19 protein-coding genes and 3 pseudogenes are annotated in these 25,420 nt (G+C 39.0%); 7 read left to right on the plus strand and 15 right to left on the minus strand.

Going from position 1 to position 25,420, the window contains the following annotated elements:
- Nucleotides 1–8: 8 nt before the first annotated feature.
- The 5 genes from pstA to F908_RS03990 all read right to left on the minus strand — a co-directional run bounded on the left by pstA (nucleotide 9) and on the right by F908_RS03990 (nucleotide 7,337).
- Nucleotides 9–1,400 carry a phosphate ABC transporter permease PstA gene (gene pstA / locus F908_RS03970; RefSeq protein ID WP_005157911.1) on the minus strand — a complete coding sequence of 464 codons (1,392 nt, stop codon included), beginning with the start codon at nucleotides 1,398–1,400 and terminating at the stop codon, nucleotides 9–11.
- Nucleotides 1,397–2,776 (minus strand): phosphate ABC transporter permease subunit PstC, encoded by a 1,380-nt coding sequence (gene pstC / locus F908_RS03975; protein WP_005157913.1) that lies wholly within the window; start codon nucleotides 2,774–2,776, stop codon nucleotides 1,397–1,399. Before pstC ends, pstA begins: the two co-directional genes overlap by 4 nt.
- 99 nt (nucleotides 2,777–2,875) lie before the next feature.
- Nucleotides 2,876–3,907 carry a substrate-binding domain-containing protein gene (locus F908_RS03980; protein WP_005157915.1) on the minus strand — a complete coding sequence of 344 codons (1,032 nt, stop codon included), beginning with the start codon at nucleotides 3,905–3,907 and terminating at the stop codon, nucleotides 2,876–2,878.
- A gap of 523 nt (nucleotides 3,908–4,430) precedes the next feature.
- Nucleotides 4,431–5,963, minus strand: coding sequence for a pyridoxal phosphate-dependent decarboxylase family protein (locus F908_RS03985; protein WP_005157918.1), 1,533 nt, complete (start codon nucleotides 5,961–5,963; stop codon nucleotides 4,431–4,433).
- A 3-nt stretch (nucleotides 5,964–5,966) separates the two neighbouring features.
- Nucleotides 5,967–7,337: a diaminobutyrate--2-oxoglutarate transaminase gene (locus tag F908_RS03990; RefSeq protein ID WP_005157920.1), complete on the minus strand. Its 1,371-nt coding sequence runs from the start codon at nucleotides 7,335–7,337 to the stop codon at nucleotides 5,967–5,969.
- 465 nt (nucleotides 7,338–7,802) lie between these two features.
- On the opposite strand from F908_RS03990, the gene F908_RS03995 reads away from it, so the two are divergent.
- Complete coding sequence (locus F908_RS03995; RefSeq protein ID WP_005157922.1) at nucleotides 7,803–8,504, plus strand: SIMPL domain-containing protein; 702 nt, start codon at nucleotides 7,803–7,805, stop codon at nucleotides 8,502–8,504.
- Between the two features lie 36 nt (nucleotides 8,505–8,540).
- Here the strand turns inward: F908_RS03995 and F908_RS04000 are convergent, their stop codons facing one another.
- Both F908_RS04000 and F908_RS04005 read right to left on the minus strand, forming a co-directional pair.
- Nucleotides 8,541–9,635: a fatty acid desaturase family protein gene (locus F908_RS04000; protein ID WP_005157925.1), complete on the minus strand. Its 1,095-nt coding sequence runs from the start codon at nucleotides 9,633–9,635 to the stop codon at nucleotides 8,541–8,543.
- A gap of 14 nt (nucleotides 9,636–9,649) precedes the next feature.
- On the minus strand, nucleotides 9,650–10,717 hold the full coding sequence (locus tag F908_RS04005) for a ferredoxin reductase (RefSeq protein ID WP_005157929.1): 1,068 nt from the start codon (nucleotides 10,715–10,717) through the stop codon (nucleotides 9,650–9,652).
- Between the two features lie 137 nt (nucleotides 10,718–10,854).
- Between F908_RS04005 and fabR the strand changes: the two genes are divergently transcribed.
- The 3 genes from fabR to dps all read left to right on the plus strand — a co-directional run bounded on the left by fabR (nucleotide 10,855) and on the right by dps (nucleotide 13,352).
- Entirely contained in the window at nucleotides 10,855–11,553 is a 699-nt protein-coding gene (fabR, locus tag F908_RS04010; protein WP_005157932.1) for an HTH-type transcriptional repressor FabR, read from the plus strand.
- Nucleotides 11,554–11,638: 85 nt separating this feature from the next.
- Nucleotides 11,639–12,655 carry an AI-2E family transporter gene (locus F908_RS04015; protein WP_005157935.1) on the plus strand — a complete coding sequence of 339 codons (1,017 nt, stop codon included), beginning with the start codon at nucleotides 11,639–11,641 and terminating at the stop codon, nucleotides 12,653–12,655.
- Between the two features lie 202 nt (nucleotides 12,656–12,857).
- Nucleotides 12,858–13,352 carry a DNA starvation/stationary phase protection protein Dps gene (gene dps / locus F908_RS04020; protein ID WP_005157937.1) on the plus strand — a complete coding sequence of 165 codons (495 nt, stop codon included), beginning with the start codon at nucleotides 12,858–12,860 and terminating at the stop codon, nucleotides 13,350–13,352.
- A gap of 60 nt (nucleotides 13,353–13,412) precedes the next feature.
- On the opposite strand, the gene rapA is transcribed toward dps, so the two are convergent.
- Complete coding sequence (rapA, locus tag F908_RS04025) at nucleotides 13,413–16,241, minus strand: RNA polymerase-associated protein RapA (RefSeq protein ID WP_005157940.1); 2,829 nt, start codon at nucleotides 16,239–16,241, stop codon at nucleotides 13,413–13,415.
- A 186-nt stretch (nucleotides 16,242–16,427) separates the two neighbouring features.
- Nucleotides 16,428–17,072, minus strand: a complete 645-nt coding sequence (locus F908_RS04030) for an RluA family pseudouridine synthase (RefSeq protein WP_171063531.1) — start codon at nucleotides 17,070–17,072, stop codon at nucleotides 16,428–16,430.
- A gap of 249 nt (nucleotides 17,073–17,321) precedes the next feature.
- Between F908_RS04030 and F908_RS04035 the strand changes: the two are divergent.
- Nucleotides 17,322–17,519 (plus strand): annotated as a pseudogene (locus F908_RS04035) (DUF5713 family protein); the annotation flags it as partial.
- Nucleotides 17,520–17,565: 46 nt separating this feature from the next.
- On the opposite strand, the gene hemL reads toward F908_RS04035, so the two are convergent.
- The 4 genes and pseudogenes from hemL to cas1f form a co-directional block, all read right to left on the minus strand.
- Entirely contained in the window at nucleotides 17,566–18,867 is a 1,302-nt protein-coding gene (gene hemL / locus F908_RS04040; protein WP_005157947.1) for a glutamate-1-semialdehyde 2,1-aminomutase, read from the minus strand.
- A gap of 51 nt (nucleotides 18,868–18,918) precedes the next feature.
- Nucleotides 18,919–19,530: a thiamine phosphate synthase gene (gene thiE, locus F908_RS04045; RefSeq protein WP_005157951.1), complete on the minus strand. Its 612-nt coding sequence runs from the start codon at nucleotides 19,528–19,530 to the stop codon at nucleotides 18,919–18,921.
- 46 nt (nucleotides 19,531–19,576) lie between these two features.
- Nucleotides 19,577–20,515: a S1 family serine peptidase gene (locus F908_RS04050; protein ID WP_155756595.1), complete on the minus strand. Its 939-nt coding sequence runs from the start codon at nucleotides 20,513–20,515 to the stop codon at nucleotides 19,577–19,579.
- A gap of 205 nt (nucleotides 20,516–20,720) precedes the next feature.
- Nucleotides 20,721–21,407 (minus strand): annotated as a pseudogene (cas1f, locus tag F908_RS04055) (type I-F CRISPR-associated endonuclease Cas1f); the annotation flags it as partial.
- 94 nt (nucleotides 21,408–21,501) lie between these two features.
- On the opposite strand from cas1f, the pseudogene F908_RS15400 reads away from it, so the two are divergent.
- Nucleotides 21,502–22,449, plus strand: a pseudogene (locus F908_RS15400) (IS481 family transposase).
- A gap of 175 nt (nucleotides 22,450–22,624) precedes the next feature.
- On the opposite strand, the gene F908_RS04070 reads toward F908_RS15400, so the two are convergent.
- On the minus strand, nucleotides 22,625–22,996 hold the full coding sequence (locus F908_RS04070; protein ID WP_005157968.1) for an Mpo1-like protein: 372 nt from the start codon (nucleotides 22,994–22,996) through the stop codon (nucleotides 22,625–22,627).
- Between the two features lie 176 nt (nucleotides 22,997–23,172).
- Between F908_RS04070 and F908_RS04075 the strand changes: the two genes are divergently transcribed.
- Nucleotides 23,173–24,621 carry a CYTH and CHAD domain-containing protein gene (locus F908_RS04075; protein ID WP_005157971.1) on the plus strand — a complete coding sequence of 483 codons (1,449 nt, stop codon included), beginning with the start codon at nucleotides 23,173–23,175 and terminating at the stop codon, nucleotides 24,619–24,621.
- A 103-nt stretch (nucleotides 24,622–24,724) separates the two neighbouring features.
- Here F908_RS04075 and F908_RS04080 read toward each other — a convergent pair whose 3' ends face one another.
- Nucleotides 24,725–25,357: a hypothetical protein gene (locus tag F908_RS04080; RefSeq protein WP_005157974.1), complete on the minus strand. Its 633-nt coding sequence runs from the start codon at nucleotides 25,355–25,357 to the stop codon at nucleotides 24,725–24,727.
- Nucleotides 25,358–25,420 lie beyond the last annotated feature (63 nt).

A 25,420-nucleotide genomic window follows, 5' to 3' on the forward strand; every position in this document is an offset into this window, starting at 1 on the left:
CTCCTCAACTACCAACGCACTTCAAATTTCTTACGAAGCCAAATTGCAAGGCTATTTAAACCAATCATTAATGCAAGTAACACAATAATCGCAGCAGCAGTACGTCCTTCAAAGAAGTTACGTAACTCATTTCCCTGCCATAAATAAACTTGTACAGGTAAGGCTGTTGCCTGATCCAGTGGCGTAGCTGGAACACTCGCAACGAAAGCACTCATACCAATTAATAGTAATGGTGCGGTTTCACCCAAAGCATGTGCAACACCAATAATTGATCCTGTCATGATACCCGGTAATGCCAATGGTAATACGTGATGGAACACTGTTTGAACTTTTGATGCACCTAAGCCAAGCGCTGCCTGACGAATTGAAGGTGGCACAGCTTTTAATGAAGCACGTGTGGTAATAATCACGGTTGGTAAAGTCATGAGACTGAGTACCAGACCACCAACCAACGGTGCAGACAATGGTAAATGCATCCAACCAATAAAAATCGCCGCGCCGAGTAGACCAAATACAATCGAAGGTACAGCAGCCAAATTGTTGATATTGACTTCAATGATGTCAGTCATGATGTTTTTAGGTGCAAATTCTTCAAGATAAATCGCACTTGCAACCCCGATTGGAATTGAAATCAAGATTACAATCAACATCATGAATAACGAACCCATAAACGCGCCCGCTAAACCACTTGTTGCTGGTGAGCTACGAGAATCTGGACTGATAAATAAATTCGTATTAAATGTATTTTCAATAATACCATTTGCTTTTAGTTTATCTGCAAGTTGACGAACTTCTGGATCAAGCTGCTGTTGGTCATCTGGTAAAGAACGATCAATATTACCTGCTAACCACACATCCACATTGGCGTCCGCTAAGAATTTAATCTCTTCTTTAGTACCAATTAATGCTGGATTCTCAAGCACCATGTCACGTAAACGATAGGCTTCTGAACTCGTGTACAAACTATTCAAATAATCACGTTGTGACTCAAGTGCTGGATCTTTAGCCACAATACCATTAACAATAAGTGCATCCCAATCCACCATGCCCATTTCAGTTTGCCAAGCCACAAAGCGCTCTTCAAAATGAGCAGGTGTCTCACCAGCAGTCTGCTTTGGCTTTGCTCCTACATTAATAATTGCAGGATCAAAATACACAGGAACGGTCATACTACTTTGCCAAAATGAAGGCAAACCTTTTGCTAAAATGCTAACGAACAATAAAGCAACAAATGCAAGACCAATCATCACCGCAGAGAAACCTGCAAAGCGAAATGCCTTTTCTTTACGATGACGCTTTGCTAGAGAGCTTTGAATGATTGCTTTACGCTGCTTACGTTGTTCAGCAGCTACTTGTGGATCAAATAAGTTCTGATCCAGAGGAGATGTATTTGAACTCATTCGTATTGCTCACGATATTTGCGCACGATATATAGTGCAATAATGTTTAAACCCAAAGTAATCACAAACAAAGTTAAACCAAGTGCAAATGCCACCAATGCTTGTGGACTCGCAAAATCTGTATCACCAGTTAACTGTTTAACAATGGTTACGGTCACTGTTGAAACCGCTTCAAATGGATTTGCATGCAATAATGGACTATTCCCTGCTGCAAGTACCACAATCATGGTTTCACCTACAGCACGAGACACTGCAAGTAGAAATGCCCCTGTAATACCCGGTAATGCTGCTGGTAATACAACTTGGCGAATCGTTTCTGATTTGGTTGCACCTAAACCCAATGAACCATCACGTAACGCGCGAGGAACTTGAGTAATAATGTCATCTGAAAGCGATGAAACAAATGGGATGATCATAATCCCCATGACAAAACCCGCAGTCAGTGCACTTGTTGCATTAATATCAATACCAACAATTTCACCAATCATTTTGAAGAATGGACCAATGACCATTAAAGCAAATACACCATAAACGATGGTTGGAATACCCGCTAATACTTCAATTGTTGGCTTTGCCCAAGAGCGTAAGTTTGGAGATGCATATTCAGCTAGATAAATCGCAATCATCAATCCCACTGGTACTGCAACTAATAATGCAATACCACTGACCATTAAAGTACCCCAAATTAATGGCAAGATACCGTAACTTCCCTCTGCATTACCTGACGTGCTAAAACCTGGATTCCATTCTGTGCCAAAGAAAAAATCTGCTGGACTAACAAAACGGAAGAAATGTAATGCTTCACTCAACATTGACAGTACAATACCAATCGTTGTGAGAATCGCTACACCAGAACATAGGATCAAACCAACATTAATGGCTTTTTCAACATGATTACGAGCACGAAATTGCTGACTCACATGACGTTTTGCCCAAACTAAACCTGCTAAACCAGCACTAATTACGATTGCCAATTTTGCAAAAGAACCTATGGTTTCAAATTTAGCAAGTTGTTGTGCAGCTGCTAGCTCATAAGCTGCTGGATGATCTGTAACCCCAAAACCAGACGCAATCGCTTGAACACGATCGATTAAAACCTCACGGCTTGCTTCATCTAAAGTTGCACTGACCGATGCTGGAATATTGTTAAAAATAATATGTTGAAGGACACTTGGTTCGACCAAATTCCAAATGATCAAAATTAAAAAAGCAGGAACACCACACCACAAAGCGACCAACGCACCATAATAACCTGGACGTGAATGCAAAGTTGCTGAGTTGTTTCCCTTACCTGCTAGGTTACGGCTTTTGCTCAGCCCGATTTGATATGCAATTGCCACAAGGGCTAATAACACACCGATAAGTAGCAGATTCATGTAATCTCCACTGTTTTCTCAATTTTCATCATTTGAAAAAACTTAGTTAGACAAAAAGGCTGATGAACCTAAGTCGCACCAGCCTCCCTTTTAACAATATTACTTAACTGTTTTACCCGCTTTGAAATCAGCTAGAACTTTTGCACGTTCTTTATCGCTCATACTGATCAAGCCAGCTTTTTCTAATTTAGAACCTTTACCAGAAGCTTTCTTATTTAAGAAATATTCTACGTATTGCGGTAAACCTTTAATTGATTTTAAATGCTCGCCTTTCACATAGAAGTAAAGTGCACGAGATACTGGGTATTGACCACTTAAAACTGTTTTCTCAGAAGGTAATACACCATTTACTGTCGCAACACGTAATTTATCGCGGTTTTGGTCATAGAAACCTAAACCAAATACGCCCACTGCATTAGGAGAAGTTTTTAAACGAGCAAGAGTTTCTGTATAGTCACCAGCGATTTCGATTACGCGACCATCTTTACGGAATGTAGAGCACGCTTTTTTCTGAGCTTCTTTATCTAAGTTTTTGAAATAAGCAAATGATTCACAACCCGCTTCAACCATTTTTTCTTGGAACACTTCACGCGTACCATGGTTTGTTGCTGGAATAACTAAAGTAATCGGTTCATTTGGTAAGTCATCATCAATTTGGTTCCATCGTGTATATGGGTTTGGAACCAATTTACCACCTGAAGGAAGCTGTGCAGCTAATGCAGTAAATACATGTACTGGATCTAAGTTATAAGCACCCTTTCTTGAGTTAGACGCAAATACAATACCGTCATAACCAATTTTGATTTCTTGAACTTGATTTACGCCTGCTTTTTTACATGCAGCAAGCTCAGAATCTTTAATTTTACGTGAAGCGTTTGCAATATCGATGGTATTATCGCCAACACCTTGACAGAATTGCTTTAAACCACCTGAAGTACCACCTGAACCAACAACGGGTGCTTTAAATTGCGGGAAGGTATTCCCAAAGTCTTCAGCAACAATACTTGCATATGGTAATACAGTTGAAGAACCAGCGATTTGAATCGTATCACGAGCTGCATTCGCAGTTGTTGCTACGGCTACTCCAGATACAGCTAATGCAATTGCGATATGACGTGGATTTAAGCGCATTCTGTTTTCTCTCATTTATACAATTTGATTTACAACTCTTTTTAATTCAAGTGTTGTACTTTAGTTAACTGCATTTTGAGGAGATAATATGACAATTAAGTGACAACTTTATGACGCTTTTATGATGATCATTTTTTATTTGAAAATTTTCAGTCATAAAGAAATGAATTTTTTGATAAAAATAGCAAAAGAAAATTATCTTAATGATTGTAATTTATAATTTTTTACTTAAAACACGACATATAAGAAATCAAACTAGAAATACAAATTTGACAGCCTTAGTAATGAAAACTATATGACAAATGTCTATGTAATATTAGTTTTAATCCGTCGACTTGGTTCTAAATGAAATAAAATCAGGTTTCCAATAGCCATTTACACGTCTATCTAAAGCTATTCCGAAAATTACTTGAGATTAAATGAAAGGTATATTCATATGAACTAAATCTTTCTAAGCTCAATCTCACAGACTAAAAAATAAAAAAGGCACATGAATGTGCCTTTCTCTTAGAAAGCAAATCGATTAGTCAATCGCTGGAACATAAGTTCCTGCAGCAATTGCATCTTTAATACGATCAGCCTCTGCCAACACAAGTGCAAGCAAGTTTTGAACGTTTTCAAGCGTTGCAACTGGGCTTAAAGTGGTCATCTTCAATGATTGAACATTACCCACTTTGGTTACACCAATATTCGCTTCGCCACGAGCAAACAATTCATCTGCCACGTTTTGGTTTAAGCTATCGATAAATTCAGCAGGATAAGCTTCTGGTACTACACGGAACAGAACTGAAGCGAATTGTGGTTCAACCAACAATTCAAGACCCGCTGTTGCTTTAATATAGTCAGCAACTTCACGTGTAAGTTTCACACCATGATCAATCATTGAACCATAAAGCTCTTCGCCTAATGCTTCAACTGTCATCCATAATTTCAATGCATCGAAACGACGTGTCGTTTGTAATGATTTAGATACAAGGTTAGGTACACCATGTTCTTCATCATAAGCAGAGTTTAAATATTCTGCTTCATAATGCATAAAGCGATAGTTTGCTTCGTCTTTCAACAAGAAAGCGCCACAGCTAATGCTTTGGAAATAATGCTTATGGAAATCAAGTGTGATTGAGTCGGATAATTCAATACCATCTAACATTGCACGATGGTCATTGGAAAGAATCAGTGCACCACCCCAAGCCGCATCAATATGCATCCATGAACCATACTTGGTGGTAATTTCACGGATCTTCTTAAGCGGATCAATCGCACCCGCATCGGTTGTACCTGCTGTCGCTACCACACATGCTACGATTTTGCCTTCAGCCTGAAGATGTGCCATGGTTTTTTCTAGCGCATCTACATCCATCTGTGCATTTTCATTCACAGGAACAGTGACAACAGACTGGAAGCCCATACCCATCATTGCCATGTTCTTTTGCACAGAGAAGTGTGCATTTTCAGAACAAATGACTTTGACGTTTTTCATTGCTTCTGCAGGAATACCATCACGCTGAACTGACCACGGCTTGCCGTTTTCGTCTTGCCAGTTTTTTGAGATGCACCAGTCACGCGCCAGTAACACACCCATCAAGTTTGACTGTGTACCACCAGAAGTGAACACACCTGCTTGACCTGCGCCATAGCCCACTTTTTGGCGTAACCAATCAATAAGTTGAACTTCCATCAATGAACCCGCAGGGCTTTGATCCCAGGAATCCATAGATTGGTTGGTTGCATTGATTAACACTTCCGCAATTTGGCTCATCACCATCGTTGGGCAATGCAAATGTGCAAGTGAGTGTGGATGATGTACTTTTAAACTTTTGTTGAGGAAAAGCTCAACCATACGTTGTAATGATTGTTGTACACCTAAACCTTCTTTTGATGGATTAAAAGAAATTGCTGCACGCAAATCTTTAATACTTCCACCTGTGTACATTTTATCATTTTGCAACCATGCTGAAACGGCTTTAACCGCTTCGCCCATTGCTGACTGATAGTCAGCAATGGATTGTGCATCATTGCAGAGTAACGCTTTACGATGTTCTGCAAAATCAACCATGGATTAGCCTCGTACTGCTTTTAATGCTTCAGCAACAGCTTTTTTGAAGCGTGCAACCACTTCAACACATTCGTCTTGATTGATGATAAGTGGGCAAAGTAAACGAATTACAGTACCGTTACGACCACCTTTCTCAAGTAAAAGTTTATTGTTGAAACAAGCGGTTTGAATTGCCGCAGCTAATTGTGCATCAGCAGGAAGTGAACCCATATGATCAGCTGGTTTACGCTCATCAACGATTTCAACGCCGATCATCAAACCACGACCACGGACATTACCAATACATGGGAATTCTTGAGCTAACTTTTTGAATTCAGCTTGTAAGAAGTCACCACGCTCTTGCGCATTTTGAGCAAGGTTTTGTTCAGAAATAGTTTTTAGAACCATTAAACCTGTACCCATTGCCAACTGGTTGCCACGGAAAGTACCCGTGTGACCTGCTGGCTGCCAAGCATCAAACTTACGCTTAATACCTAGTACCGCAAGTGGTAAACCACCACCCACAGCTTTTGACATCACCACAACATCAGGCTCGATACCTGCATGTTCAAAGGCAAACATTTTACCTGAACGTGCAAAACCAGCTTGAACTTCGTCCAAAATTAAAACGATGTTGTGCTTTTCAGTCACTTCACGAATTTTTTGCAACCACTTAACAGGTGCAGTTACGACACCGCCTTCACCTTGAATTGCTTCAAGAATCACAGCAGCAGGTTTCGTTACACCACTTTCAACATCTTCGATGAAATTTTCAAAGAAGTAAGTCAAAGCATCAACACCCGCTTCACCACCTAAACCAAGTGGGCAACGATATTCATGTGGATATGGCATAAACTGAACGCCAGGCATAAGACCATTCACGGCATTTTTAGCACTCAAGTTACCTGTCATAGACAGTGAACCATGAGTCATACCGTGGTATCCACCTGAAAAACTGATCACAGAACTACGACCAGTATATGTTTTAGCAAGTTTAATCGCCGCTTCTGTAGCATCTGCACCAGATGGTCCACAGAATTGTAGGCAATATTCTTCTTGACCGCCTGGCAAATGAGCCAAAAGCGCTTCAGTAAACGCATCTTTTAAAGGAGTCGTTAAGTCTAAAGTATGCAATGGCAAACCGCTTGCCAATGTGTCTTGAATACTTTGAATCACCGCAGGATGATTATGGCCCAAAGCCAATGTCCCTGCCCCAGCTAAACAATCAAGGTACTCTGTACCTTCAACATCAGTAACCCAACAGCCTTGTGCTTTTGCTATCGCTAACGGTAATTTACGTGGATAACTACGAACATTCGATTCCATCTGACTTTGGCGAGTCAGATAATATTCGTTAGTTGCATTAGCGGCAGGATTTACGGAAGTAACGCTCATATCGAATTACCATCTCTGATATGGGTAAAAGAAATAAGTCTGGTGACTTGCGGTCGTTTGACTCGGTGCTTTTTAGAATCTAGTCAGACACAAATTTTATATCTTTAAACTAGGAGCGAGATGATACCTAATTTTGAAATAAAATAAACTCTTTTTATGCCTGACATTCATCTAATATTATTGAAAAAATGCTTCATTCCAATAACTATGATGAATTATCATCATACTATGTGACAAGCGAAAGAAAGTAAGCTTTTTTTAACAGCCTTAATTTTTTTAGATAAATGGTCAAATATATAAAACTAATCATTTAATTTTAAATATTTTTTAATTAATTTTTCTGTTGCAAAATACTGTTAATATATTACAAAGACACCACAAAATATGCAAAAGTTCCCCATCAGTTGTTTCTAATATCAGACTTGTAAAAATAAATGTTTAATACCAAATTTTAAGGAATTTTTTATGCGTACTTTAGCACTTGCAACATTAATGATCGGAGCTGCACTTAGCCCAAGCCTTTTTGCTCATGAAACTGAAAACTTGAACTATAATATTGTGAATATCCAAGCAGATGCAGCACGCCAAGTTGCCAATGATGAAATGCGTGCTGTGCTTTATATTGAAAGAAGCAATAAGCAACCCGCAGAGCTTTCGAATCAAATCAATCAATTAATGAATCAAGCGCAAGCTATTTCACGTAAATACACACAAGTAAAAGTCGAAACAGGTGCTCAAAGCACTTACCCTATTTATGACAATGATAACAATAAGTTAAAAGAATGGCGCGCACGCGCAGAAATCCAAATTGAAAGTAAAGACTTTAAAGCAGCAAGCCAGTTGATTAGTGAACTACAACAGAGCTTTCAGACTCAATCGATTAGTTTTAGCGTATCTGACGAACAACGTAAAAAAGTTGAAAATGAACTGATGATTGAAGCTTCTAAAAACTTTCAGCAACGCGCACAAGCGATTACCCAAGCTTGGAATAAAATGCAATATAATCTTGTCAGTTTAAATTTGAATACAAGTAATTATTTCCCTCAACCAATAATGCGTGGTGGTATGGCAAAATTTGCGATGGCTGAGGCAGCTCCAGCACAAGACATGGCGGCTGGTGAATCCAAAATCACGGTTAGCGCCAATGGGTCGATTCAGTTTAAATAAAATCGTAGGAGCGTATCGCATACGCTCTCCTAACATTTATTTTTTTAACGGCAAGGCATATTTAAAAATACGCCCGACCACTTCACCGAATTGTTTTACAAAGCTAGCATTATTGTAATTTAAACCATATTTCTCACATACAGCTTCCACTTTAGGTGCAATTTGACGATAGCGGCGAGCGGGAATATCTGGGTATAAGTGATGTTCAATTTGATGGCTCAAATGTCCTGTCAAAATATGAAATGCTTCTGAACCTTTTAAATTAGAAGAACCACGAATTTGACGCATGTACCAATGACCGCGACTTTCATTCTGTAAAACAGTTTTTGGGAAGACCTCAGCATCTTTAGTAAAATGACCACAAAAAATAATACTAAAAGTCCAAATATTACGAATCCCATTAGCAACTAAATTTCCAGTAAAAACTGGGATCGCTGAAGGTCCTGCAATCAATGGGAAAAACACATAATCTTTAAAAAGTTGCTTCGCTATTTTTTTCTGCGCTGGTTGCCATTCTCGTTTAAATTGCGTCATTGATTTACGCTTATAAATCACTTTGCCGAGTTCAAGATTTTGAATTGCAACTCCCCACTGAAATAATAAGCTGAATGGCACGATATAAATCGGTTGAATTAAAGTAAACTTTGTCCAGCGTTGTTCTGGAAATAAGCGAAATACACCATAACCCACATCATCATCCATACCTTTCACATTGGTATAAGTGTGATGTTTGTAATTATGTGTTTGACGCCAATTATCTGAGGTTCCAACTGTATCCCATTCGTAAGTCTGACCGTTAAATTTTGGATCATTCATCCAGTCATATTGTCCATGCATCACATTATGACCTAACTCCATGTTTTCCATAATTTTGGCAAAACCCAATAACCCCGTTCCTAATAACCATGCTGGTGGAAACCATCCTGCAAATAACAAAGCTCGTCCGAGTAAGCTGCTATAACGGATTGAAGAATAAACACGGCGAATATACTTCGCATCTTTTTCGCCTAAGTCATCTAATACTTCTTGCTTGATCTGATCTAATTCTCGAGCAAAAGCATCTAATTCTGAAGCAGTTAAATCACGATTTTTTGGATTTTTAAAATATTCAATTTTAACAGGCATATTCATAATTAATTTCTCATTTATAGATCAATCACTAGATCAGACTGAGCGGAATTTACACAAATTTTTAATAGTTGAGCTGGTTCATGATTCGCTGAACCATTCAACAAATTCTTCGTTGAGCCTTGCGCTTTAGTGCAGGCGCATTTATTACAAATGCCCATACGACAACCATGATTAGGTTTAATCCCTTGATGTTCTAAACTAAAAAGAATGGATTGCCCTTTAGGTATCGCAACCGTTTTGTTCGATTGAGTCAATCTCACATTTATAAAACCAGTTTCCGAAGCATCCACATCAAATTGGCTTAAACTAAAAGCCTCAGTTTGAAGCAAAGCAGCACAAGAAAATAATTTTTCTGCTGTACTCACAAAACCCGATGGACCACAGGCATATACAGTGGTTTCATTTAAAGCTGAAATTTGATCAACATAACTCTGGTTCAAACGTTGATCTTGTTCTTGGGTATAAAAAATTTGATAACTGAAATGAGGAAAGTTTTCCGCTGTTTCTTTGAAATATTCAGCATAGGCTGCATCGGCCTGAGTTTTCACCCAATACATCAACTGTACAGATGTCGTCGAAAACTGTTTGATTTGACTCAAACTTTCGATCAGGCTCAGCATCGGCGTAATGCCGCTACCTGCTGCAAGTAATAACAGGTTAGGAGTTTGAATATGCTGCTGCATATCGCCATAAGGTTGCCCTAAATAGACAATATCCCCTACTTTAGCTTGCTCAACCAACCATGAACTCACCAAACCTTGATCAACTTTTTTGACAGTTAAACAGAGATGATCTGCATCTAATTGCATCAAGCTATACGTGCGTTCGTAATGACGCCCTGCTATTTCAACAGTGATAGGATGATGTTGTCCTGCTGCGCCGCGTTGTACATGACGATTGCATTGCAGAATAAGACTTACCGTATCTTTAGCTACCGTTTGTTTTTTTACAACTTTAGCGAGTGATTGATTCAAAGACCACAGTGGATTGATTTTTTGTAGCCAAAAATTGGCATCATGGTTCGTAATTACGCTTTGGGCTATTGAATTGAATAGAGAAATTCTCTTTTCGACTGCTTGCATGAGCGGGAACTCTGATCATTTTTAATTATTATACATATGTATATATATTTGTATATATATTCGTATAGGAATTTACATTTCCCAAGTAGTCAGACAATCGCTATAATCCCGAGTAGCTTACTTATATTTTGAAAATAATGGTTCAATCTTCTACTTTTTTACCGCTCGGTCATGACTCACTAAATGAACAAGATGTCATTGCTATGAAATCTCCTGTACGTTCGGTTGGTAGAAAAGCAACCATTACCAAAGAAGAACTTTTTCAGGCGACACTGAATTTAATTGGCCCACAAAAAAGTATTGCATCTTTGAGCTTACGTGAAGTAGCACGTGAAGCAGGCATTGCACCGAATAGTTTTTATCGACATTTTAAAGATATTGATGAACTAGCTATCGCTCTCATCGATCGTGCAGGTTTGGTATTACGTAAAATCATTCGCGAAGCGCGTTTGCAGGCATCTATGCAGCAAAGCATTATTCGAAGTTCAGTTGAAGTTTTCATTCAACAGCTCGATGCCGATGAAGGTTATCTCAGCTTATTATTACGCGAAGGATATACGGGCTCAACCTCATATAAACTCGCTGTAGACCGTCAGCTAAATTTCTTTCAGCAAGAATTACAAGAAGACCTGATTCGCCTAGAACAAATGAATAATAGTAAAATCAGTCATGCTGACATTGCAGCTAAAGCGATTACCCAATTGGTATTCAATATGGGTGCAAAAGTGATTGATTTACCTGCTGAACAACGAACTGACGTTGCAGAGCAAACCATGGTAATGATTCGTATGATTTTAGAAGGTGCCCGTCATTTCGATAAAATGGAAATTGATTAAGCAATTTCATCAGCATAGACTATCTTCATTTGGGATATATCTTTGTCATTTATCATAACTATAAGCAAATTTAGGCATACAGATCATGATCCTTCTCAATGACCGTCAAAGTATCATCGCCAGTTTTATTCTGATGTTTTTATTTTTAATGATGGTCATTCCCCTGCATTTGTTGCCTAGTTTTTTTGCAGGTTTCTTGATTTTCGAAATTATTAACAGTCTAAGCTCAATTGTTGAAAAACATATTGATGGACAACGTGCGCGTATCTTTATCAGTATTATTCTTGGAATTTTGACCACATTTTTGATTGGATTTTTTATTACTAGTTTAATTAGCTTTGTGATCTATGATTTAAAAGGAACAGGTCTTAACTCGTTTAACTTTAAGATTGATCAAACTCTCATTAAATTCCAAGCTGAAATGAGTCAATATGTCCCTGGTTATCTTCCTCATAGTGTTGCAGATATCAAGAATCAGATTTTGTCCTTCATCAAGAATAATATTTCGATTGTTAAAAATACAGGTACCGATATTCTGCATAACTTAACGACCATGCTGATCGGTTTAATTGTAGGTATCTTGGTTTCAATTCAGAACTTTAAGCAGCACGCACCACAACCTGTCTTTAAAGCTGCTATTTTACATCGTATTCAGAAGCTTTCGATTTCATTTAAAAATGTCGTCTTTGCTCAAGTAAAAATCTCTTTAATCAATACAGCACTATTTATCATTTTTGTTTTTATCGTTTTGCCTCTATTCCATATCCATTTACCTTTTGCTAAAACACTGACTATTTTGACCTTCATTTTTGGTCTTTTACCTATTATTGGTAACTTAATTTCTAATACTTTAATTATTATGGCTGGCTTAACCATTTCACTCTCAGTAGCAGCCATCGCTTTAGCATATTTAGTCATCATTCATAAACTTGAATATTTCGTAAATGCAAAAATCATTGGTACAAAAATTAATGCAAGTGCATGGGAAGTACTTTTGGCTATGCTCATTTTTGAATCGATTTTCGGATTAAGTGGCTTAATCGTTGCACCGATTTTTTACGCTTACATTAAATTAGAATGCAAAGATGCTGGTTTGATCTGAATTATATTCAGGCTATTCAGATTCAATAGATCAATTTATCATTGCGACTGATTTAGCAAAGTAATAAAAAGAAAAATGATGATAAGGAAAATTACAAAAGCCTTGCGAATTAAAACATTCATTCAGGCATTCTGCACTTAAGCTAGAACAGAATGGTTTTTATTCACGATGTTTCATTACATTATAATTGAATGAGGTAACTATGAATTCTTCAGCAGCGGCTTTGAAAGTATATACTCGTAATAATTTAGATGATTCTATCAAAGAAGCCACCGTTAAAATTTTAAATCAAATTCTTGCAAATCTTATTGATCTATCATTGCTTACCAAACAAGCGCATTGGAATATGCGGGGTAGTAATTTTATTGCGGTACATGAAATGTTAGATATGTTCCGTACTTCATTGATCACCCATTTAGACAATGTCGCAGAGCGTGCGGTACAGATTGGTGGAACAGCGCTCGGAACAACCCAAACGGTTGCTGAAAGTTCGCATCTTAAGCCTTATCCTATTGCAATCCATGCAGTGCAAGATCACTTAAAAGAGCTGGCTGATCGTTATGGTGTCGTTGCAAATCATCTTCGAGATACAATCGAGCAAATTAAAGATCCAATCTCTGAAGATATTATCCATGCAGCACTCGAAGATCTGGATCAATATTTATGGTTCTTAGAAGCCAATATCGATCAAAATTAAGTATATTCACGATATAAAAAAGAGGACGATTGGTCCTCTTTCTTATTACATCAGTCGTAATTATGGTTTAACTACAACTAAGACTTGAATCGCTTCTGGAGTCACAGAAAGACCATCTAATAAGCTTAGACCCTCTTTCTGGAACTTTTGTAAACGCTCAATTTCATCTTGACGAATACTTGGGTTAAATTGCTTAAGATAAGTTAAACGGTCAATTTCATATTGCCATTTGCTGCCATAATGCTCTTTGGCTTGTTGCATCAATTCAGGCAACGAGGTTTTGGCAATATCTAAAGCTTGTGCGTAACGCTGTTCAATTACATCACGACGAGCTTTCACAACTTGACGGCAGCTATTGCCATCGAGATGATGCAAATATGGGCGTAAAATACTTGGATCGATCTTGGCAGATAAATCTTGACCTGTTTCACTCAGTAATACGCGAATCAATTGCTTAGGCAAACTTGACGGTAAGTTCAACCCTTTTGGTGCAACTACATCGACCTTAAACCAAACTTCGAGTAAGACCGAACCTTGTTTTAACGCATTCGATTTGAGTAATGCAACGTTAGTACTACCAAATGATTGTGTGCGGATCATTTCCATCACACTTTCAATAAATGGGTGTTCCAAGGTCAAATATTGTGCATCTTCACGGATTTGAGCCTGATCACGATAGAAAGTTGCTGTCATGCCTTCTTCGTCCAAGGTAATGCCTTGAACTTGCATTTGATCCGTTGGTTTGATGATCACCGTACCATTGCTTTGCTCATCAAAGTCAATATTGGTCGATGACATGAAACGCTTCACAAACATTGGCAAAGTCGTGTTGTCATCATAGTCTTCAAGTGCTTGTACAATGCCCTGCGCAACGACTGGGCGACAAGAGTTGTACTCAAGCAAACGATCACGACCCGCTTGTAACTCAGCTTCCAAAGCTTGTCGTTGTACATTCACTTCTTCAAGTAAATCCTCAAACGTCTGACCTTGATCAGCCAATAAACAGTCTTTCAATTCAACAATAAAGTTCTCTTGCAGCGTTTGCGCCGTCGGAGAAATACTGCTGAAAATATTCAATGCTTCATTATACCAACGGAACATACGCTCTTGCGCTGTACCGATCAAATATGGCACGTGAATTTGAATGCGATTTTCCTGACCAATACGATCTAAACGACCAATACGTTGTTCAAGTACGTCAGGGTTTGCAGGTAAATCAAATAGGATCAAGTCACTGGCAAACTGGAAGTTACGTCCTTCTGAACCAATTTCCGAACAGAGAAGAATCTGAGCACCGTAACTGTCTTCGGCAAAGTATGCCGCAGCTTGGTCACGTTCCAATAAGCTCATGCCCTCATGGAACATGGCAGTACGAATACCTGCATGTAAACGCAATACATTTTCAAGTGCTTCAACTACTGGTCCACTACGTGCAATCAACAAGATTTTTTTATGTTTCAAATCTTTGCGTAGAACTTCCATCAACCATGGCACACGAGGATCATTTTCCATCCAAGCACCATCGAGTTGACCTTCTTCTGGCCACATTTGCTCTCGCATTTTGCCATCAAATGACCAGTCTTCTGGTGCTGGTAAAGGCGCTGGCTGGCAATCACGACCTGGGAAACCTTGAATCGCTTCACGTGTGTTACGGAATAAAATACGACCTGTACCGTGACGGTCTAACAACTCGTGAATCGCACGCATACGCTGTTCAGGCTGATCATCAATACGATGACCCAATAAGCCATCCAGAGCAGCAAGATGTTCTTCAGTCAATGCTTCATCTAACATTAAGACTTCAGCAACTTTAGCTGTTTGCTGATATTGTTCTTCTTCGTCAAGGAAACGATCTAAGCTACTAAAACGTTGCGGATCAAGTAAACGTAAACGTGCAAAATGACTTTCAACACCGAGTTGTTCAGGCGTTGCCGTAAGAAGTAAGACACCCGCTGTTTGTTCAGCCAACTCTTCGACAAGATCATAACGATCATTACCGCCTTTTTCTTCACTCCACATTAAATGGTGTGCTTCATCGACTACCAGTAAATCAAAACCTGCTTCGACTGCTTGCTCACGCAAATCATCATGGTCAACCATCAAATCGACACTGGCAATAATGCATTGCTCAGTCAGGAATGGGTTGAGATCAGGATCATGTTCTTTGATCGAAGCGGTACGTGTTAAATCAAACAGGGAGAATTGCAAATTGAAACGACGACGCATTTCAATCATCCACTGATACTGTAATGAATCAGGTACTAAAATCAGGATACGTTCTGAACGACCTGTTTTCAGTTGTTGGTGGATAATGAGACCCGCTTCAATAGTTTTACCAAGACCGACTTCATCTGCTAACAATACGCGTGGTGCAAAACGTTTACCCACTTCGTGTGCGATATAAAGCTGGTGAGGAATCAAGCCAACACGCGCACCTAAAAAACCACGTAAAGGACTGGTATGCATTTTCGCTTGCAATAACATTGCTTCAATACGAAGGTCATACCATTCTTTATAATCAATTTGGCTCGCTAACAAACGCTCTAAAGGTTTTGATAGCTGAATTTGTGCACCGATACGGGTTTCGTTCAATGACTTACGTTCTTGTTCGCCATTTTCTAGGCTACGAACGACATCATAACGCAGCACGCCATGACGATCTTCGATTGCTTCAACAATCCACTTGGTGCCTTCTTGATCTTGCACTTCATCGTTTACATTGAAAATGATACGAGATAAAGGTGCATTGTTACGTGCATAGACACGAGTTTCATCACTTTTGGGGAATAAAATGCTGATAGAACGTTCATCCACATCAATAAGAACGCCTAAACCTAGTTCAGTTTCTGTATCTGATAACCAACGTTGACCAATAGCAAACTGCTGCAATTTATTCCACCTTTTTTCATGTTAGCCCACATATTGTATGCCTTAAACTGATGAAAGTTTAAGCTACTTTATGTAGTTTTAAATTTGGTATTATGGTGAAAATGAATCACCAAATAAGCTCAATATTTTGACATAAAGCTGACTGAAATATCGCGCTTTACATCTAGTTTGATAAAAAAAATACGATTAAAACGGCACTGGGTAGTCAAAACTGAGTTGAGTGCCTGTTTTAGGATGAGTGAAGCTAAGTTGTGTTGCATGAAGACACAAACGTGCATAAAGCTGTTGCTGTTCAGGAGTTGCATATAAGGTATCTCCTAGTATTGGATGACCTAGATATTGCATATGCACACGAAGTTGGTGTGAACGGCCTGTAATCGGAATCAATTTAACTCGGGTTACTGCTTGTCCTTGAATTTCGAAATGCTCAATGGCTTGCCATTCGGTTAATGCAGGTTTGTGATGTGCTGCATCAGCGATATGTAATGGCGGACGACTTGGATCATAAATCACAGGAATATCAACTGTGCCCTGACCCTCTAAATGACCAGCAACCAAAGCTTGATAAATTTTTGAGGTTTGACGGTCTTGGAATTGACGTGAAATTTTGCTCTGTCCAAATTTGGATAAACCAAACACCAAAATGCCTGAGGTATCTCGATCTAAACGATGAATGAGTAAAGTTTTCGGTTCTAATTTTAATAAACGATTGATCAAACAGTCTTGTAAATCGGGTGTTTTCCCTGGCACTGTCAGAAGCCCAGCAGGTTTATGGATCACCATAAAATCTTCATCACGATGAATCAAATGTTCACTTAGAAAATCACTCAAGGTAGCCTTCCAACGACTGGATGAAAACAAGCGGGCAATCATAAAAAGCTTGAAGAGAAATTACAATCAAATTTTAGCTAACTCAGTTATTTTTTAGCATGACTCACATTTAAGTCCCAAATAATACTGATCGTTTTCTCTAAATGGTGTATGCCACCACGAACTCAATAGTTTTAAATAAAGTTTTTTAAATTTGATTTGATATCAATATCGAAATTACAAAAATAAAGTAACTTAACCCAGCCCAAAACTTTGGCAGAACTCTATGTTTTGACTCATGCAACAACTGAGCAATTTAATGAGTTGCAAGAAGAGTTTTGGGAAAAAGAAAGTGAAATCGAAACGGCAGCACGAGAAGCAATTGCGCATGGTTTTGATGTGATTGCTGGCGCTTATGGGTTTACTGATGCAGATATAGAAGAGCTTATAGCAACACGAGATTGGTAATTTTTGTAAAGCAAGCACACTCAGTAGTGTGCTTGCTTTTTATATTTTAGCCTTTCATCTCTGCAAAAGTTTCTTTTGCTGCTTGAATGGTCTCTGCAATATCTTGATCTGAATGCGTAGAAGAAATAAATCCTGCTTCAAATGCAGATGGTGCAAGATAGACACCACGCTTTAACATTCCGTGGAAGAACTTCTTAAATGCTTCAACATCACAAGCTAACATCGAATCAAAGCTGGTAATGTCCTCTTGATCGGTGAAATACAAACCGAACATACCACCGACTTGCTGAGTTTTAAATGGAATACCTGCTTCATCTGCCGCAGCTTGTAACCCTGCAAGTAATTTTGCGAGCTGTGCAGCGAGCTTGTCATAAAATTCAGGTTCACGGAGATGCTTGAACATCGCGATACCAGCACGCATTGCCAATGGATTCCCTGACAATGTACCTGCTTGATAAACACCGCCTAAAGGTGCGATGCATTCCATGATTTCACGTTTACCACCGAAAGCACCGACTGGCAAACCTGCACCAATAATTTTTCCTAAAGTCGTTAAATCTGGTTTTACGTTATAAACCGATTGTGCACCACCTAAAGCAACACGGAAACCTGTCATCACTTCATCAATAATAAATACCGATTTGTACTCATCGCAAACATCACGAATCGCTTGTAAGAAGCCGTTGATTGGCGTCACCAAGTTCATATTGCCTGCCACAGGCTCAATGATGACCCCTGCAATTTCATGACCAAACTTGCTAAAGCATTCTTTTAAAGCTTCAATATTGTTATATGGCAAGGTTAAGGTATGTTTTGCAAAATCAGCAGGTACGCCTTTTGAAGTTGGTTCACCTTCACCTAAAGTGAGTAAACCTGAGCCTGCTTTCACCAATAACGAATCTGAATGACCATGGTAACAGCCTTCAAATTTTACGATTTTGTCACGTCCAGTATAACCACGCGCCAAACGAATCGCGGTCATAGTCGCTTCAGTACCTGAGCTGGTCATTCGTACCAATTCAATTGAAGGCATAATCTCGCAAATGGTGTCTGCCAGCGTAGTCTCATGTACTGTTGGTGCGCCAAAGCTTAAGCCATCTTCAGCTGCGGTTTGTACCGCTTTGATAATATCGGGGTGCGCATGACCTAAAATCATTGGTCCCCATGAACCAACATAATCCACATAACGCTTACCATCAACATCCCACAAGTATGCACCTTTTGCCTTTTCAATAAAGACAGGCGTACCACCCACACCGTTAAATGCACGTACAGGTGAATTGACACCACCTGGAATATGTTTATTTGCTTGTTTAAATAACTGTTCTTGCTTTGGAGATAAACTCATAAAAGACTCAACCTAGAATCGAAGAATAAAATGTCGAAACGATGCAAAAAATTATGCAAATAACTTTGCCCATGCATTTACACGAGCAGGAATTTCGGCTGTTGATCGCCCTAATATATCACTAATTACCGCACAAAGGCTTGCTCCTGCCTCGATGACCACTTGGGAATTTTCAACGGTCAAACCGCCAATGGCACATATTGGTACTCCAAACGTCTGCTTTGCTTGTTGAATGACTGCAATTCCAACATTACCTGCTTCAGGTTTAGTTGAAGTGGCATAGACTGCGCCAAAGGCCACATAAGTTGCACCTTCAGCAATTGCCTTTTCAGCCAGTTCTAAGGAGTTTAAGCAAGTGCGCCCAATAATCACACCCTCTGGTAGACGTGCAGTCGCATCGATAATTTCACCATCAGATTGTCCAAGATGTACACCTAAACCAAATTGTTCTGCCAAAGCTAAATCATCATTAATTACAAATGGAACTTGGTATTTTTCACAAAGTGCTTTGATTTGTTGCACTTCGGATGGTTGAGCTACTCTTGCCACTTTTTTACGGCGATATTGTAAAATAGCAATATTCTCCGTCGCCAAAGCCACATCTAATTTTTCTAATAATAATTGGAGGGGATCATCATTGGTAATCAGATAAAGACCGCGCATAGTTCAAACTCATCAATTTCATGTATTAAAGTATAAAGCAAAAATATTACGCACTTTTAATAAAACGCCCACGTGTAATTGCTAATATTACGAATAATAAAATCATGAAAATACCGACACTTCCACCACCTGATTGATTTGTTTGGCTAGTTTTTTGTTCTGGAATAGTACTTGGATGCAGATAGTTGTTTATCCAATCAGAGTAATTTGTAACTCGCGTATAAACACCAGGATAACCCACCTTGGCACAACCGACACCCCAACTTGCAATCCCAAGCAGATATGGCTTTTCTAAATTGTTTATCGTTAAACCTGCACCGCTATCACCATAACAAGCATCTGTAAGACTGTCTTGCATCGGTGATTCTGCACAAAGCATATTCTGAGTGATTTGTTGCGCGCTATATAATGATGAAGATAGACAATTGGCTAATTTTAGCGTGGTATATCTTAAAGTGGTTGGATACAGCGCAGGATTTCTCATCATTTGCCCTGCGTAATGCTGACAAACTAGAGATTGACTATTGTCACAATCCTCTAATACGCCCCACCCTGCAATTTGCGTCATACTCGCAATCAATGCATTTTGTTTTTCTAAAGTTGGATTAATAATATCGATTGTTTGGCAATTTTTACCACATTTTATAAAATCGACAGCACTTTCCAATTCTAATAGTGCAAGATCGTTATCATAAATACGATTATTATATTTCTCATGCATATGCCCCTTTTTAACTTTAATAATTTGTCCTAATTGAATACTTTGTAAATTTTGTGCGCCAATCAAAATATAATAATCACTGTTTTGTTTTTCGAGTGGTTCAATACAATGTGCTGCTGTCACCACCCAACGATCTGCAACTAAGCTTCCTGAGCAAATGTAGGATTGATAAGGGTCTAAAGGACTAGTTATGAGTGCAACTTGCCAAGGAATTTGTGCTTCTGTAGTGGTATTACCATTGATAATTCGAGCTTGTGGACTCATATTCGCCCATATGCTTTGTATAAAACAAAATAATAGAATACTTAGAATAATAGGATATTTTTTCACAAATATAAGTCCAAAAAATAATATTGAATTACGCATTAAGTAATAAAGTATAAACTCTTTTTATTTTTCATTTTAACTAAATAAAATATGACTAGGAAATAAAAATCTATTTAATTTAAACTTTATAAGCTGCCTACATAGCAGTGAAACCGTAAGCGAGATAATTACCATGATTCAAAAAGTCATTGGCTAAATCCCCCTGCTCAGGATTGCGTTCAAAATTGAGTTTGCAACGTGTTGCCGCAATCTTATAAAGCTGCTTGGTCATTTGTGCTTCAGCAAGCAACAAATCACCAACTTTGCTTTGATGCGGAATTTTCTTTTCAAATCCTGTTAACATCTGGGTGATATCTCGGTCATCCAGATAAAATCCTTCGGCTTGTAAATCCCGATCTTTAGCCCAAACTTTACGGATAAATTCGATACGCGCGAACTGAAATTGCTTTGCGACCTCGAAACGTTTCGCCTCATCAAGCCAAAAGCTCATCCACCCCTGCATGTACTCCATGGGGCGATATTCACTTTGTGGCATCATCCATTCAATTTCGCTGCCCATAAATAAAGGCGTTCCGCCGCAATCTGTAAAACCGCCCCCTGCACTGGCGAGCATCCGCATTGCCGCTTGGGTAATGGATGTGCCTGTACCCAATAAAATGACCGTTGTATTGGCGATTGGAATGTTCCAATATGGGTTTTCATTTTTGGCTTCTGTGAGATATAAAACTCGACCATCTTTTTGCATGACACGTGCATGTTCAAGGTAATAAAGATTGGCACGTTTAGAATGTAAAATTGTTTTTAAATCGGAAGGATTAAGCTGTTCCATTGTTATGATTTCTCTTATTTTTTCTTATATTACTTAGGTGTTTAGTCCCAGATTTTAATGGTGCAATATTCTCAGATAAATGGAAGGAAGCACTATGGGACAAGTTCTACACAGCAGCGCCACAACGACACAGGCAGTGCGTCGAGCAATACAAAATAGTCAAGAGAGCTTAAGAACGCTAGCCAAGCGTTACGGCATCAATCAAAAGACCATCGCAAAATGGAAGAAACGTAAGTAGATGATCTTACAACCGGGCCAAAGAATCCTCGCTCAAGCGTGTTATCGCCTGAAGATGAGGCGGCAATTGTTGCTTTTCGAAAACGCACTTTGTTGCCACTAGACGATTGCCTTTATGCATTGCAGCCGAGTATTCCTTATCTGACACGCTCGTCGTTACACCGCTGCTTGCAGCGGCATGGTATTTCACGACTGCCTGAGGTACAAGGTGATCGCCCTGTCAGGAAGCGCTTCAAGAGCTACCCCCATTGGTTACTTTCATATCGACATCGCTGAGATGCAAACAGCACAGGATAAGCTTTATCTCTTCGTTGCGATTGATCGCACTTCCAAGTTCGCGTTCACTGAATTGCATACTAAAGCCAGTAAGATGGCAGCCGCGGAGTTCCTGCGCAATCTGGTTAAGGCTGTGCCCTATAGAATCCATATGGTGCTAACAGATAACGGCATCCAGTTCACGAACCGCACCTGTGATCGCTACGCCTCTGAGCACATCTTTGATCGGGTTTGTACTGAATGTGGCATTGAACATCGTCTTACCAAGGTTAAGCATCCATGGACCAATGGACAGGTCGAGCGGATGAACCGAACGATTAAAGAAGCTACTGTCAAACGGTTCCATTACGACGATCACACTCAGCTATGTATTCACCTTGCTGATTTTATTGCTGCATACAACTTCGGCCGCAGACTCAAAACACTCAGGGGCCTGACTCCCTACGAATTCATCTGCAAACAGTGGACAGATGAACCTGAACTTTTTAAGATTGATCCGATCCATCAAATGCCGGGACTAAACACTTAGGGTGTGTTGACATTTCAGCCATGCATTGCGTTATAGGCTAAAACGACATAAATAAGGCATGAAACGCAGGCAATGGCGATCCCCTTGTCAAGTTTCATAACGCTGTTTAGGGAAGTTTTAGCCATAACCCTACGGGACATTAGATGTCGTTTATCGTATTAAAGAAAAATATTTTTTAAGAATCAATTTTATCAAACTGACGATCAACCAAACTCAAACGCCCACGTGCAACGTCTGATAGCATCTTCCAATCCGAAATAAAGCTATAAAATGGTTGTTTAAAGCTAGCAGGTTTATTGTGTTCAAAGAAGAAATGCCCAACCCAAGCGCATGCATAGCCTGAGACTAAACCATACGCGAAGTATTTTGCTTTGCGCTGACGAATTGCTTTACTAAAGAAATATAAGCCAATTGAACTACCGATCACGTGCAAACGGCGGCTCGTGATACTCCGATGCTCTGTCAGGTAGAAATAATAGAATTCATTATAATTTTTAATCGGTAATGAAAATTCAACTGGCTTAGTTATATTTGCTGGTGCATTCATTTCTTGATCATCCTAATCGTGCAAGATTGTTCACACGTTAATTCATTTTTTGCACAAAATAAAGTCATTAGGTGTCATCGTATCCAGACTTAAAACAACTTTACAATCATTCTTGAGGTCAACCCGTTATACTCATTTTATATTTATCATTCTTTGCGCTCAGGAGTCATAACATCATGGAAATAGAGCTTAAATTTCAACTTCCTGAATCTAAGAAAAAAAGTGTTTTACAAATATTGAATAAGCAAAAAGCGCAAAAAATTCAGCTCCAAGCCAAATATTATGATACCGCTGACCGCTTACTTGCCAAAAACTATGTCGCTATCCGTTTACGCCAAGAAGGTGAGCATTGGGTACAAACCTTTAAAGCCGCCAGTAAAAATCATCTACAACGGATTGAAGAAGATATTGTATTGGGTAAATGTGAACAGGAACCTGAACTGGATTTATCGCTTTATCAGCATAACCAGACCGTTCAAAATGTGTTGCGTGATATCTTGGGTGATTCACCTGCTGATTTAGAATTGCAGTTTCAAACTGATGTGCAGCGTAGCTATCATGTATTTGAGTTTAATCATTCACAGATTGAAGTGTGTCTGGATGATGGCGAAATTCGTACAGGCAAAGATCAGGCGAAAATCTGTGAAGTTGAATTTGAACTCAAACAAGGTTCCGCTCAGGACTTAATTGATTTTACCAAGACATGGGTAGATAAATATCAATTATGGCTTGATGTGCGTAGCAAAGCAGAACGTGGTAATTTACTCGCAGTTGGCAAACGTGTTTCTCCTGCGACCAAAGCCAAACAGCTCAATTTAGAATCTGAACTTAGCGCGGAACAGTCGCTTAAACTGATCGTCGAAAATACCTTAAACCACATATTGCCGAATGCTGCCGCAATTGCCGATGGTGTTGCTGAAGCCGATCATATTCATCAAGCACGTGTCGGCTTGCGTCGCTTACGTTCTGCTTTAAAACATTTTTCAAATTGGTCAGCACAGATTGATCCAACTTGGGAAAATGAATTAGCAGAACTTTTTAAGGCTTTGGGGCAATTACGTGATCACGATGCAATTCAGGATTCTGTGATTCCGCTTATAAAACAAAGCTGTGATTTTGAATTTCCTATTGATGCTGAAATAGATTCCAATATCGCCAAGCTTTTCAGCGGAGCTAAAACAACACAGCTATTCTTATCATTATTTAGTTTTATATATTGTGGAGATAAATCGAAATCAAAATTATCTAAACAAGTGGCTAAAAGTTTGAGCAAGCTTTTTCATAAAATTTTAATGGACGCGACTCAGTTTTCTACACTTACAGTTGAAAAACAACATCGTACTCGTAAGCGTATTAAGCAATTGCGTTATTGCATCGATTTTATTTCTAGGCTTTATCCTGAAAAAGAGGTTCAGCAATTTCTGAATAAACTAGAACCAATCCAAGAATATTTAGGTTTTTATAATGATCTCTTTGTGGCAGAACAGGTCTTTGAACAACAGGCAGCAGAACAATCACAATTTTTATTTGCTTTAGGTTGGGTTAAGGCACAGCAGCCGCATGTCGCAAAGAAAGCTAATAAAAAGTTACAGCATTTATCGGCTCAAGATATTTTCTGGAAATAGCAATCTCTACTCAAACCCACATACTGATCAGTGTAAATCGCCCCTAACCCCTCTTTGAAAAGAGGGGGATGAAAAGCTTGACTGGATAAGAAACTATCAAATTCTATCGATATTTCCCAAAAATCTTCCATGTCCCATTATCAGCAATCGGATCACTATAACTATCATTACGCTGCTTACGTGGCTTATCTCGCGCATCTACCAATTTAAAATGCGGCTCAACACTTAAAATCACGCCATTCATATAAAAACGGGTACGCGTATATTCACTTTGTCCATGTTGAAAGACATAAGTTCGTAAATCAATAAACTCACGATGTGCCACCAAAGCCGCAGTATCATCACTCCCCAACCATTCCTGCATCGCAAAAATCTGATCGGTCTCAAATTTTCCACATTTTTCGAGCAAAGCCGCTACTCCACGAAAAGTCTTAGATTCTTTAGCCCGTGTTTTATTAATTCGAATACGATCTACATGAAAGAAAAACAGTGGCAAATTTAGATGGCTCGGTAAATGAATTGCATCAACGACATCATCCTCCATAAAAGGCTGACAGAGTTGCTGTGCCCTTTCAATCAAAGGTTGCCATTGTTGGTAGTATTCATCGACCTCATCCTTTAAACCATAATAAATCGGCAAACCTTCGACATGCTCTAAATATTGGGGTGGATGAATATGTTGACGTAGTAAAGCGATATCCGTTTTAAGGCTTTGAATTGCAATCGCATCTTGCATAGTGATTATTCTAATTACTTAGGCTATTTTAGATTAAGCCAAAGGTTTAGTTTCCGCAAGGCT

The organism is Acinetobacter sp. NIPH 284 (genome assembly GCF_000369425.1).
Taxonomy (GTDB): domain Bacteria; phylum Pseudomonadota; class Gammaproteobacteria; order Pseudomonadales; family Moraxellaceae; genus Acinetobacter.